General features: G+C 65.9%; 7 protein-coding genes. 5 read left to right on the top strand and 2 right to left on the bottom strand.

The window, feature by feature from the left end:
- Window positions 1–165: 165 nt before the first annotated feature.
- The 5 genes from OVA31_RS11615 to OVA31_RS11595 all read left to right on the top strand — a co-directional run bounded on the left by OVA31_RS11615 (window position 166) and on the right by OVA31_RS11595 (window position 6037).
- Window positions 166–1206 (top strand): IS110 family transposase, encoded by a 1041-nt coding sequence (locus OVA31_RS11615; RefSeq protein WP_267631078.1) that lies wholly within the window; start codon window positions 166–168, stop codon window positions 1204–1206.
- A gap of 163 nt (window positions 1207–1369) precedes the next feature.
- Entirely contained in the window at window positions 1370–2263 is an 894-nt protein-coding gene (locus tag OVA31_RS11610; protein ID WP_267631230.1) for an oxygenase MpaB family protein, read from the top strand.
- 69 nt (window positions 2264–2332) lie between these two features.
- Window positions 2333–3055 carry a VIT1/CCC1 transporter family protein gene (locus tag OVA31_RS11605; protein WP_267631229.1) on the top strand — a complete coding sequence of 241 codons (723 nt, stop codon included), beginning with the start codon at window positions 2333–2335 and terminating at the stop codon, window positions 3053–3055.
- A 161-nt stretch (window positions 3056–3216) separates the two neighbouring features.
- Window positions 3217–4452: an HNH endonuclease gene (locus tag OVA31_RS11600; RefSeq protein WP_267631228.1), complete on the top strand. Its 1236-nt coding sequence runs from the start codon at window positions 3217–3219 to the stop codon at window positions 4450–4452.
- A 352-nt stretch (window positions 4453–4804) separates the two neighbouring features.
- Window positions 4805–6037 (top strand): DICT sensory domain-containing protein, encoded by a 1233-nt coding sequence (locus tag OVA31_RS11595; RefSeq protein WP_420714173.1) that lies wholly within the window; start codon window positions 4805–4807, stop codon window positions 6035–6037.
- 47 nt (window positions 6038–6084) lie between these two features.
- Here OVA31_RS11595 and OVA31_RS11590 read toward each other — a convergent pair whose 3' ends face one another.
- Together OVA31_RS11590 and pks13 are read right to left on the bottom strand one after the other, a co-directional pair.
- Window positions 6085–7635, bottom strand: coding sequence for an acyl-CoA carboxylase subunit beta (locus tag OVA31_RS11590; protein WP_267631227.1), 1551 nt, complete (start codon window positions 7633–7635; stop codon window positions 6085–6087).
- 13 nt (window positions 7636–7648) lie between these two features.
- Window positions 7649–12946 (bottom strand): polyketide synthase Pks13, encoded by a 5298-nt coding sequence (pks13, locus tag OVA31_RS11585; protein ID WP_267631226.1) that lies wholly within the window; start codon window positions 12944–12946, stop codon window positions 7649–7651.
- Window positions 12947–12987: the final 41 nt, after the last annotated feature.

Here is a 12987-nt window from a genome sequence, read left to right as displayed (position 1 = left end):
ACGGGACTTGTCCGCATGGTCTGTCGCGATCCCGGCCCGGTCGGAATATGACTGGCCTGATCAGGAGCTTGACCGACGCCGCTAACGCGTCGTGTCTCATCACAGTCCTGCCGTGATTCCTCCCGGACCGGAAACATCACGTCCGTCCTGTCCAAGGGAGAACGCATGACCAGTTTGGCTGATGTCGTCGAGATTGTCATCGGTGTTGATACTCACGTTGGTACCCACAGCGCGGCGATCATCCACGCAGGTACCGGTGCGGTGATCGATGAGATCACCGTGTCTACTACCGAGGAGGGCTACCAGGAGCTTCTGGATTTCACTGAGCCCCATCCCGCTTTGCGGGCGTGGGCCATCGAGGGCACCGGCAGCCACGGTGCCGGCCTGACGCGTCTGCTTGATGATGAACTGGTCATCGAGCTGGACCGACCCGCCCGAATGAAGCGCCGTAACGGCGCCAAATCCGATCCTCTCGACGCGGTCCGCGCCGGCCGAGAAGCGTTGTCACGCACTCTCAACGGCACCCCACGTGGCAACGGCGACCGACAGGCACTGTCGGTGTTGCTCGCGGCACGCCGCTCCGCGGTCGACGCCTACACCACCGCCCAACGCCAAATCCACGGCCTGATCATCGCTGCACCCACGGTGCTACGCGACAAACTGCGCGGCCACAACACCGCACAGATGGTCACGATTGCTGCCGGCTGGCGCATCAACACCGTCTGGGACACTGAAACACGCACAACCGCAACAATATTGAAGACCCTAGCGCGACGGGTCCGTGATCTCAAAGCCGAAGCGGCCGTGCATGAGAAGGCGATCAAAACCATCGTCAACAGCTGGCGGCCCGACGTGCTCGACATCCACGGCGTCGGCCCCATCGTCGCCGCAGTCGTGCTATGTGCCTGGTCCCATCCCGGACGCATTCATTCCGAGGCAGCCTTTGCCATGCTCGCCGGCGCGGCCCCAATCCCCGCCACCAGCGGTCAAGTCACCACCCGCTATCGACTCAACCGCTACGGCGACCGCCAACTCAACCGAGCCCTCCACACCGTCGTATTGACCCGACAACGCTACGACGACCAGACGAAGACCTACACCGAACGACGCACCACTGAAGGCAAAACGCCCCGCGAAATCCGCCGCTGCCTCAAACGCTTCATAGCCCGACAAATCTTCCGACAACTCGAGCACCAACACGCTTGACACACCATAGGAGCGTCCACCCGCACCCGGGATCTCGATACACCGGCTCGCTCCGCTCACCGGCTACTCGATCGGCGGGCCCAGGCCACCGGCCATTCGATCGGCAGGGGAGCAGCCACGCCGATTCCACCCTCCACACGGGCTCGCGCGTTAACCTGGCGAGATGGAGCGTGGCCAGGGCACGTACCAGCACGCGCATGTCGCCGACGTCAGGCCCGCGCGGGGGCGTCGTCGTGTGCGGCGGACCGGTGATCTGGTCACCGGCCTCGGCCCGACCATCGCCGGGGCCAACGTGATCATGCAACTGGCGAATCCGAAGGTCGGCCACGGCGTGGTGGAGAGTCGCGTCGACTCCGGCAGCGCCGTGAAGCATCCGATCAAACGCAGTCGGACCACCGGGACCTTCCTGGCGGTCGCGTTGATGGGCGACGACGAGGACCGGGCATTTGTCGGCAGCGAGCTCAAACGTATCCATGACCTCGTCTACTCGACCGCCGAGAGCCCCGTTCGCTACAGCGCCAACGACTCCCGACTCCAGCTGTGGGTGGCGGTGTGCCTGGTGAAATACTTCCTCGATCAGTACGAGCTCCTGTACGGATCACTGAGTCCGGCCGAGAAGGACCGTGTCGTCGACGATTCCCGGTGGCTCGGGACAACCCTCAACGTGACCGAGGATCAGTGGCCGGGCAGTTACGCCGATCTACAGGAGTACTGGCGCACCCAGCTCGACGACATGACCATTGACCCGCCGGTACGTGCATTGCTGCAACAACTCTCGGATCTGTCGTTTCTGGAGGACCGGATCGGACCGGCGGGCGCGATGGCACACAAGGTACTCGGCCGTCCGATGAGTTATCTCATCAAAGCCGGCCTGCCGCCCGAGTTCCGCACCATGATGCACTGGCGATGGAGCCCCGCGGACGAGGCGGCCTACGACCGAACCCTTCGGGTGGCCCGCCTCGTCGAGCCGGCCACCGGACGTGTCGCGCGAGGGCTGCTCCAGGCCTACCTGTACGACATGCGTCTCCGGCGTCGGTTGGGGATCAGGGTTTTCTGAGTCGTCGTGCCCGCTAAGGCAATCGTTTCCTACCTTGCGGGAATGTCGCTGTGGCAGTTGAGTTGACCCATGACCGTCGATCACGAACACCAGCATCGCGGCGAACCGCACACCGGTTCCCTGGCGAATCGGCTGAACTGGCTGCGCGCGGGGGTCCTCGGCGCCAATGACGGGATCGTCTCCACGGCAGGCATCGTGGTGGGCGTGGCGGCAGCCACTGCCGACCGTGGGCCGATCTTCACCGCGGGCGTCGCCGGACTGGCCGCGGGTGCCGTCTCGATGGCGCTGGGCGAGTACGTCTCGGTCAGCACCCAACGTGACACCGAACGAACACTGCTGGCGAAGGAAGAACGGGAACTCCTCGAGCAACCGCAGGCCGAGTTCGACGAACTCGTGGGCCTCTACGAGGCAAAGGGACTCACGCACGAGACCGCGTGCCGGGTGGCGCGGGAGCTCAGCGACCACGACGCCTTCGAGGCGCACGCCGACGTGGAACTCGGCATCGATCCGGACGAGTTGACCAACCCCTGGCAGGCCGCCCTCTCGTCGGCGGTGTCGTTCACCGCCGGAGCCCTGCTCCCCCTGATCGCCATCCTCGCGCCGCCGGCCTCATGGCGGATCCCGGTGACGTTCATCGCCGTCATCGCCGCCCTGGCACTCACCGGTGCCGTCGGCGCAACTCTCGGCGGCTCCCGTCCATGGCGGCCGATGTTGCGCGTGGTGATCGGCGGAGCGCTCGCGATGATCGTCACGTTCGCCATCGGCAGGCTGGTCGGGCACACGGTGGCGTGATCGCGGCTCCGCTTGGGCGGACGTGCCGGTACCGCATGGGCCGAAACTGTCGGAGTCGAGCGGTATTCTGAAGAGTTTGCGTGAGGCCAGAATCAACGAGTTTCTTTGCGGCACTGAAGAATCCCTTGACTCGAACACATGTTCGAGTCATACTGGATTGCATGGGGGAGATCAGCTCGGCCATCCAGGTCATGCGTGAGGTCACCGTCGCCGATGCGGCGTCGGGGCGGCAGGTGTTCGACGCCACGAAGGCGTTGATGGAACTGCGCAATATCGTCGATCATCGACTGGCAGTCCATGCCGCGGCGTTGGACCGACTCGGGGTCGCCACACAGTCGGGCGGCACAACGCGCATCCTGTTGATGGAGATGGGTGCCGCACCCGGCGTGGCAACACGCTGGCTGCGCATCGGCGCCGCCCTCGCCACACTGCAGCGGCTACCCGGCTACGCCGGTGACGGCGCGTTCTCCGCCGAACACATCGATGCGATCGTGCATGGCATGGCACATATCGTCCGCCGCGCCGCCGACGGCCTCTGCGGTGAGGAGCGCCTCGAACACGAGCGAGCCTTGATCGCCCAGGCCATGTCCGGGGCGACACCCACAACGATCGAACAGGTCGCGCGGGGACGCGGCAACCAGGTCGCCGACGAAACCGGTGGCCTACCGGCCGCCGAGGACCGACGGCTCAACGAACTCGGCGTCACCCCGACCTCCGACGGACGGGTGACTCTCAAGGGTGACCTCGACGTCGTCATCGGCGAAAAGCTGACCGCAGCCATCGATTCCTTGGCGCAACCACGACCAGAACCCGATGGATCCCCCGACGCCCGCACCCCCGGTCAGCAACGCGCCGACGCGCTCGAACAGATCCTCGACGCCGCCGCTTCCGCCGATCCACGAGTCGTCACACCCCCGAAAACCCACATCAACGTCACCATCCCCGTCGACACCCCCGACCTCGCACAACTGCAATGGCTGGGTCCGATCTCCCGAGCACTGGCGAAACAACTCGCCTGCGATGCCGGGATCACCGAGATCATCATCGACGGCAACCGCGCACCCCTGGACATGGGCTTCGAACAACGCCTGTTCACATCCCACCAACGCAAAGCGATCATCGCCCGCGACCGGTGCTGCATCAAATGCGGGGCACCAGCCTCCTGGGCGCACGTGCACCACATGGTCCATTGGCAGGACGGCGGCCCCACCGACCTCGACAACGGCTGCTTGCTCTGCCCGTCCTGCCACGCCCAGGTTCACGCCCATGGCTGGGACATCGCACTGGGCATCGACCGCCACCCCTGGCTCATCCCACCGAGCACCGTTGACCCACACCGAAAACCATTGCCCGCCCATAACCGACGCACCATGCACCTCGACAACATCGCCGCCTGAAGTCCCGATACGCCCCTTCACTACGCTCGTCGACCACTCGACCAGCCGACCGGGACAGATACGCACTCCAGCGCAGCACATTTCAGGTAAGCACCTTCACCGCGCACCCGACCACCGTCGGGACCGCGCACGACCATTGACAATTCCACAGCGTGAGGGCGGCTCCCCAGTCCGGTCTCGTCTCCCGTTCACCACCAGGTCAGGCACAACGCCGGTGTTATCCTGACGACAGGCAACACAATTGCCCTGCCCCAGGATGTGAAGAAGCTCGCGTCCGCTCATCGCGATGTGAGCGATCGTCCGTTCCGACGGGAGGCCCGAATGGCCCCGTGTCCCAGAAGACCGATCCACGATGACACCTGACCCTCGCCGCACACCGGTGACCGAGAGCGGGTTCACCCTGTTCGAGGATCTCGAACTGCACATGCAGTTCGCGCCGGTGTGCCGATTGACCGACGGCGCCGTCGCCGCGCTCGAACTGCAGCTCCGCGGACCTTCCGGGACCAGACTCGGGACGGCCGACGCGCTGCGTCGCGCCGCGAGATTGATGGAACAGCATCACGTCATCGACCGGCGACGCCACGAGTTCGCGCGCTCTGCCCGCGCTCGGTCCGTCGCCACCATCGTGCCGCTCCTGGTGGCGACGGATCTCGAGCTCCTCGACCAGCTCGAGGACGACACCGCCGACACCCTCGAACGTCAGATCATGGTCGTCATGCCGGGCGCGGTGTCTCGCAGTCCCCAGCGCGCGCTCGCTCGAGTTGCCCGGGCACGGGCAGCAGGAAAGATCATCTGCGTCGACGGCATCGATCGCAGTGAGGACGCCGCGACCCTACTCTCCCTGATCGAGCCGGACATCATCATCACCGGCGCAGACCTGCTGCAGCACAACGCTACTCAGGACTCCGCTCGCCTCGCACACATCCTGGCCGCACACACCGAGCGAAGTCATGCGGTCGTCATCGCCGAAGGTGTCGACGACGACGCCCGACGGATCACTGCCATGACGATGGGGGCTTCGTTCGGGATCGGCGGACTCTACCCGTCGGTGGAGAGTCCCACAGCACTGTCGAACGTCCCGATCGTGCCACTTCCCGACATGCCGGTCTGGTCGACCCCCGGTCCGGACCAGGCCACCCCGTACGCCATCGCGTCCGCCTCCATCGCACCGCGCCTCGGCGACAAACGCCTGCTCATCGAGATGAGCAAGGCGCTCGAACACCAAGCGTCCATCGGTGGCGCGGCCATCGTCCTCGGCACCTTCCAGCATGCCGAGCATTTCACCGCACGAACCGCGGAACGATGGCGACTGATGTCCGAGAAGACCGGTCTCGCAGGTGTATACGGCGTCGGACTGCCCGACCTGAGGGAGGGGAACGTCCACCGGGCACCGTTGCGACGCGATGACGACCTCGTCGACGAGTGGAACGTGGCCGTTCTCGGCCCGCACTTCGCCGCACTGTTGTCGGCGCGCGACAAGCACAGCGGCCACGATGATCTCGACCGCACGTTCGACTTCGTGCAGAGCTACGACCGGATGACCGTCACCCAAGCGGTGCGTTCGATCCTGCTCCGCTTCGACTGAGACGCCGGGCCGCCGGGCCGCCGGGCCGTGATCCTACGCCCGACGACTCAGATGGGCATCAGATAATGCTTACGCGGCGTGCGGTACTCCGTCTTGTCGCGCAACTGCGCCAAAGCCTTTCGCAGCTGTAGCCGGGTCTCGGCCGGCTCGATGACAGCGTCGATGTAGCCACGCTCGGCTGCCAGGTAGGGCGTGGCCATGTTGGTGTTGTAGAAGTCGATGAAGTCCCGGCGCACCTTGTCGGCGTCGGCCGCCGACATCCCGTCGGTCTGACGACGGGTCAGCACCGCAGCCGCCGACTCCGCGCCCATCACCGCGATCTTGGCGCTCGGCCATGCCAGGTTGATGTCGGCGCCGAGCTGTTTGCAGCCCATCACCGCGTAGGCGCCGCCATAGGCCTTGCGCAACACCACGGTCACCTTCGGGACGTCGGCTTCCACGTAGGCGTACAGGAACTTTCCGGATCGACGGATGGTGCCCTTCTGCTCCTCGGCAAGCCCGGGGAGAATGCCCGGCGTGTCCACCAGGAAGACGAGCGGGATGTGGAAGGCGTTGCAGATCCGGACGAAACGAGTGGCCTTCTCCGACGAATCAGTGTCCAGCACACCGGACATCACGTTCGGCTGGTTTGCCACCACGCCGACGGCGCGACCGTCGACCCGGGCGTACCCGGTCAGGATATTCGGCGCGAACAACTCGCCGACCTCATGGAAGGCGCCGTCGTCGAACAGCTTGATGACGATGTCGTGCATGTCGTAACCGGCATTGTCGTTGTCCGGCATGAATTCGTTGAGCGACAGATCCGACTCGGTGATCTCCGGCTCCAGACCGGGATTGATGATCGGCGGCAGCTCGTACGCGCTCGACGGCATGTACTGCAGGTACTCGCGCACCCACTCGAATGCCGTCTTCTCGTCCACCGCAACGTGATGGATATTGCCCCAGCGCGCCTGGTTGTGCGCGCTGCCGAGGTCCTCGGCCGAGATGTCCTCGCCGTTCACCTGTTTCAGCACATCGGGTCCGGTGACGAACATGTAGCTCTTGTCCTCGACCGCGACCAGGATGTCGGTGTTGGCGGGCGTGTACACCGCACCACCCGCGCACTTGCCGAGGATCACCGAGATCTGCGGCGCCAGACCGGAGAGCAGCAGATTCCGCCTGCCCATCTCCGCGTACCAGGCCAGTGACGTGACCGCGTCCTGGATGCGGGCGCCCGCCGAGTCGTTGATTCCGACCATCGGGCAACCGATCTTGCCGGCCCACTCCATCAGTGCGGAAACCTTGCGGCCGAACATCTCTCCGACCGTGCCACCGAATACCGTCTGGTCGTGTGAGAATGCCGCAACCGGACGGCCGTGCACGAGTCCGTGTCCGGTGACAACGCCGTCGCCGTATCCGCTCTGAGCGGCACCGGGCATCTTTGCCAGCGCACCGATCTCGACGAAGGTCCCCGGGTCGAACAGCATGGTCAAGCGCTCACGTGGTGAGCAGATGCCCTTCGCCTGGCGCTTGGCGATCGCCTTCTCGCCTCCGGGTTCCTTGGCGGACTCCAGCTTCTCGCGGAGGTCGGCCAGCTTTCCGGCGGTGGTGTCAGTCACGGTGCTCTCTTCCTTACTCGCCGGCGTCGCCGCGGCGGCCCACATTCTTCAGACGCGCGGTGAGGTCCGCCCCGATCCTGCCGATGTAGGGCTCATCGACGATGGAGAGGTGATCGCCGCCGATGTGGATGATCTCCAGATCGTCGACCACCTCACCCCACCGGCCGTCCTCGTCGATCTTCGCCCACTGCGGCTCGAGTTCGATCGCTCCGTCGTGCATCTTGTCGGCACGATAGAGGATCACCTTGCCGTCGTAGCTCGTCGGTTCGATGTTGGTGAGCGCGCGGTTGTCGAGGAACGAGGTGCGCTGGTGCTCGATGATGCCGCCGGGGATCTTGGTGCCCGACATCGACATCATCTCCATGATGATCTGGAACTGTCCCTCGTCGTCGGCCTCCACGAGGCGATCCATCGGGATGGGGACGTCCTCGTCGAGGTCGTAGGTCTTGACCGCGAAGTCGCGCCAGCGCTCCAGACGGGCCCGTTTCGTGTCGGCGGTCTCGACCACCGGTTCCGACGGACGCACCACGTCGATCAGGCCGACGAAGTCGACGACCTCACCCTCGTCGCGCAGCACCTGCGCACATCCGTAGGCCAGCGCACCACCGAGCGACCACCCGATCAATACGTACGGCCCGTGCGGCTGAATCTCACGCAGGCGCGGCAGGTACTGCAGCACACGCTCCTCGATCGAGCCCTCGACGCGGTCGAAGCCGATCACCGGCTGATCGTCGGGAAGTCGCTTGAGCAATGCCTCATACGCCGACGTGTTGCCACCCGCCGGGTGGAAGAGCAACGCGGGCACCGGATCACCGGCCAACGGGTCATACGACTTCTTGCCGTCCGGAACCAGACGCAGGTACCGGATGAAGCCGTCGGTGTGCGCGCTCGCGTCGAGGAACTCGCGAACGTAGTTCGACATCTCCTCGATGGTCTCGGAATCGAGGATGTCCTCGACGTCGATGTCACCGCCGGTCCGCTCGTTCAAGCGATCGGTGAGCTGCTGGGCCGCGTCGTCGGTGAGTACCGGGAGTTTGTTGAAGACGCCACCGGCCGACTTCTTGGTGACCACCGCGTACACACCGAACGTCAGGCGCTCGGCCGCATCCCGCGGCGGCACATCGGAACCCGTTGCGTCGGCGACCGCGGACTGATCCGTCAGGTTGGTCGCGGGTTTGGTGGTGCTGTCGGCGGGAGCCGGGTTGCTGTCGGCGGGTTTCGTGTTGCTGTCGGCGGGATTCGTGTTGCTGTCGGCGGGAGCCGGGTTGCTGTCGGTGGGTTTCGTGTTGCTGTCGGCGTCGATGAGTGCGTTGAGTGCGGCGGTGTCGAGATCGCCTTGTCCGGCAGAGCCTTCCGCGAGCTGGGCGACCTCGTCGCGGTGCTCGACGGCGTAGGTGACGAACTTGACCACGTCGGCCAGATTGGCCTGCCGCATCGCCTGGAGCTGCAGCTGCGGGATGTCGAACTCGAACTCGACACGGTTCTTGATGCGGACCGCCATCAGCGAGTCCAGCCCGAGCTCGATCAGCGGGATCTCGCGCGGCAGATCCTCCGGGTCGTAACCCATGGACTCCCCGACGATCACTGCGAGTCGATCCTCCACGGACTCATCGGAATCCGGGTTCCACTTGTTGCCGATGTCGTCGACCACCTCGTCCTCGACGACGACCTTGTCGTCGGCGAAGACCGCTGCCGGCGACGTCTGCTCGGGCGCGGGCGTGTCCGCCGGGGGCATGTCGCCCCCGGTCACGACCGCCTCGAACAGCATCCGGAAGTCCTTGTCCTGCTTGCTGTGCACGGTGACCGATGCACCGCCCGGGTGCGGGCTGAGTGTGGTGGTCAACGTGCCGACGGCCGGGATGTCGCCGTGACCGAGAGCAGCACCGACGGTGGCGCCGGCGAACACCTGCGCTGCCGCCGCCCGCACGAGTTCACGCGGATCGGTGACCGCCGAGGCGTTCACCTCCCAGGCGTGACGCCCGTCGGGGAGTGCGACGTGCGAACCCGGGACCTTGCCCGAGGATCCGCCGGACGACAGCTGCGCCTTGAGCCAGAAGTCCTTGCGCTCGAAGCGGGTCCGCGGGATCTCCCCGAAGCCACCGATGCCGAACAGCGAGCCGACGTCCACCGGGTGTCCGTGCACGTACAGCTTCATCAGCGCGTTCACCACGCCGAAGCTCTCGTCCTCCTTGCGCCGCAAGGTCTCGATGAGCTCGGCGTCGTGCAGACCGGCCGAGAAGGTCACCGCGGCAACGGAGATGAGGACGGCCGGATTCGGCGAGAGTTCCAGGAACGTGCGATGGCCGTTCTCCACCGACTTCGCGATTGCCTGGCTGAACCAGACGCTGTGGCGCAGGCCCTTGGTGAAGTACTCGATCGTGTGGATCGGGTCGTGACCCGGCCGGTAGAACGTCTCCCGATCGACCGAACTGTAGAAGCCGACCTTTGGCCGCAACGGTTCGATCCCGGTGAGCTCGTAAGCGAGTTCGCCGAGCAGCGGGTCCATCTGCGAGGTGTGGCTGGCGCCCTTGGTCTGCAGCTTGCGACCGAGCTTGCCCTCCGCCTCGGCCCGCGCGACGATCGCGTCCACCTGGGATTCGGGACCACCGATCACGGTGTGCGTCGGCGCCGCGTAGACGCAGATCTCGAGATCGGGATAGTCGACGAGGACGTCGTTGATGTCCTCGGCGCTGTACTCGACGAGGGCCATCAGGCGGATGTCGTCTCCCTGCAGCATCGACTCGCCCTCGCCCATCAGACGCGAACGCTGGCAGATCACCCGGGTCGCGTCTTCCAGCGAGAGTCCGCCGCTGATGTACGACGCCGACGCCTCGCCCATCGAATGCGGTACCAGGACCCCGGGTTGCGCACCGTGGTGGCGGAGCAGATCGGCCAGGGCGACCTGGATGGTGTAGATGCCGACCTGGCTGGTCTCGATGCCATAGGTCTGCTCGTCGTCGAGGAACACCTCGGCGATCGAGTAGCCGAGCTCGTTCTGCACGTACTCGTCGACGCGGTCGACGTACTTCGCGAACACCGGATTCTCGGTGTAGAGCTGCTTGGCCATCTTGCGGTGCTGCGAGCCGAAACCGGACAGCAGCCAGACCGCTGACGCGGCGTCAGGAGAATCGGCCGAGTAGACGAGCGGATTGTTCTTGCCCTCGGCGATCGCCCGCGCACCGGTGATCGCATCCTCGTGGGTCCGGGCCATCACCACGGCGCGGGAGCGTCCGTGGTTGCGGTGCGCCAGGGCACGGCCGATGTCGGCGAGCGATGTCGCCTGTCCCGCTTCGGATTCCAGCCATTCCAGCAGGTCCTGGGCAGACTTCCGACGACGCGACGGCAGGAATCCCGAGATCACCAGTGGCACCACGGACCCCTCGGCGGCGCAGGGGGCGAAGCCCTCGGCGGGGTCCTTCTCGACGACCTCGACGGTCTCGCGTTCCGTCTTGGCCTGCGCGGCGAGAATCGCACGCTCTGCTTCGGTGAGGTACTCGTCGTCGTCATCAAGGCTGCTCTCGGCGACCAAGACGTTGCTCTCGGCGAGATTCTGGTTGCTCTCGGCGGGAGTCGCGGCCGCACCGGCCAGATCCGACGGGAGCACCTCGCGGACCACGATGTGCGCGTTGGTGCCGCCGAACCCGAAGCCGGAGACGCCTGCGATCGCGTGCCCTGAGTAGCGCGGCCACTCGGTGGTCTCGGGGACGACCTTCAGTCCGTTCGACCCGAACTGGATGTACGGGTTGGGACCCGCGTAGTTCAGCGAGGCCGGGATGCTGTCGTTCTGCATCGAGAGCACCACCTTGGCGAGCGCGCCTGCGCCCGCAGCGGACTCCATGTGACCGAAGTTGGTCTTCGCGGATCCGAGCAGGGCGGGTGTCCCGACCACACGACCCCGGCCGACCACGCGACCGAGCGCATCGGCCTCGATCGGGTCACCCAGGATGGTGCCGGTGCCGTGCGCCTCGACGTAGTCGACGCTGCGCGGATCGATGGCCGCGTCGGTGTAGGCGTCGCGCAGGACTTCCACCTGCGCCTCGGGGTTGGGCGCGAAGATGCCGTTGGAGCGGCCGTCCGAGTTGACCGCGGAACCCGCGATCACCGCGAGGACCTGGTCGCCGTCGCGGCGGGCGTCGGCCAGTCGCTTCAGCACGAACAGCCCGCCGCCCTCGGAGCGGACCATGCCGTCGGCGTCACTGGAGAAGGCCTTGATGTGGCCGTCCTTGGCGACCGCGCCGATGGTGTCGAAGCCGACGGTCGCCGCGGGGGTCAGGATCATGTTGACGCCGCCGGCCAGTGCGACCTCGGACTCACCCGATCGCAGGCTTCGGACCGCCTGATGCACGGCCACCAGCGACGACGAGCATGCCGTGTCGAGGGCCACGGAGGGACCGTGGAAGTCGAAGAAATAGGAGACGCGGTTGGCGATGATCGACGTCGCCGTTCCGGTCAGTGCATAGGCCGCCGTCTCGTCGGAGCCTTCGCCCAGACCCAGCGCCGCCATCAGCTGGTAGTCGTTGGTGGACGTGCCGACGAAGACGCCGACCGAGCCGCCCTTGAGATCGCTGGGCGGGATGTGGGCGTGTTCGAGCGCCTCCCACGTCAGTTCCATCGCCAGACGCTGCTGCGGGTCGACCATCTCGACCTCACGCGGGCTCATCTGGAAGAAGTCGGCGTCGAACGCCTTCACGTCGTCGAGGTAGCCGCCGCGCAGGTTCCGCTTGTCGAGCACCTCGGCCATCCGCGCGTCCGACTTGAACTCGGTCCAGCGGTCGTCTGGTAGGTCGGAGATGCCGTCGCGGCCCTCGATCAGGGCCTCCCAGGTCGACTCCGGAGTGCTGCCCGCCTTCGGGAACCGGGTCGACAGTCCGACGATCGCGATGTCGTCGTCGGCGTTGCGCTCGCGCTGCCAGAACGTGTCGGAGACCGCGTCGAGGCCCTCGTCCGGATCACCCTCGATGATGCGCTTGGACAGCATCGCGATGGTGGGATGGTTGTAGGCGGCAGTCGCCGTGAGGATGACGCCGGTCTTGTCCTCGACGTCGGCGGCCAACGCCACCGCGTCGCGCGAGGAGAGTCCGAACTCCTCCATCGGTCGATCGTCGGAGATCTGGTCTGCCGGGATACCGGTGGCTTCCGACACCCAGCCTCGCAGCCAGTCGCGCAGTTCCGCGACGGTGAGATCGCCGACGGTCTCGCCGGCGGTTCCCTCGGTGTGTCCCTCGATGTGCGAAGCGTCGTCAGCGCGGCTCGACGACGAATCGTCGCCGGGCTCGAGATTGCCGGACTCTTCGGTATTCAGTTCAGACATCATTTCCAGACTACTGATCGAGGGCACCCGCAGAGGTGACC

It is taken from the genome of Gordonia sp. SL306, assembly GCF_026625785.1.
Taxonomy (GTDB): domain Bacteria; phylum Actinomycetota; class Actinomycetes; order Mycobacteriales; family Mycobacteriaceae; genus Gordonia.
Note: the sequence above shows the minus strand (reverse complement) of the source record. Positions and strands in the feature narration are given on the sequence as shown.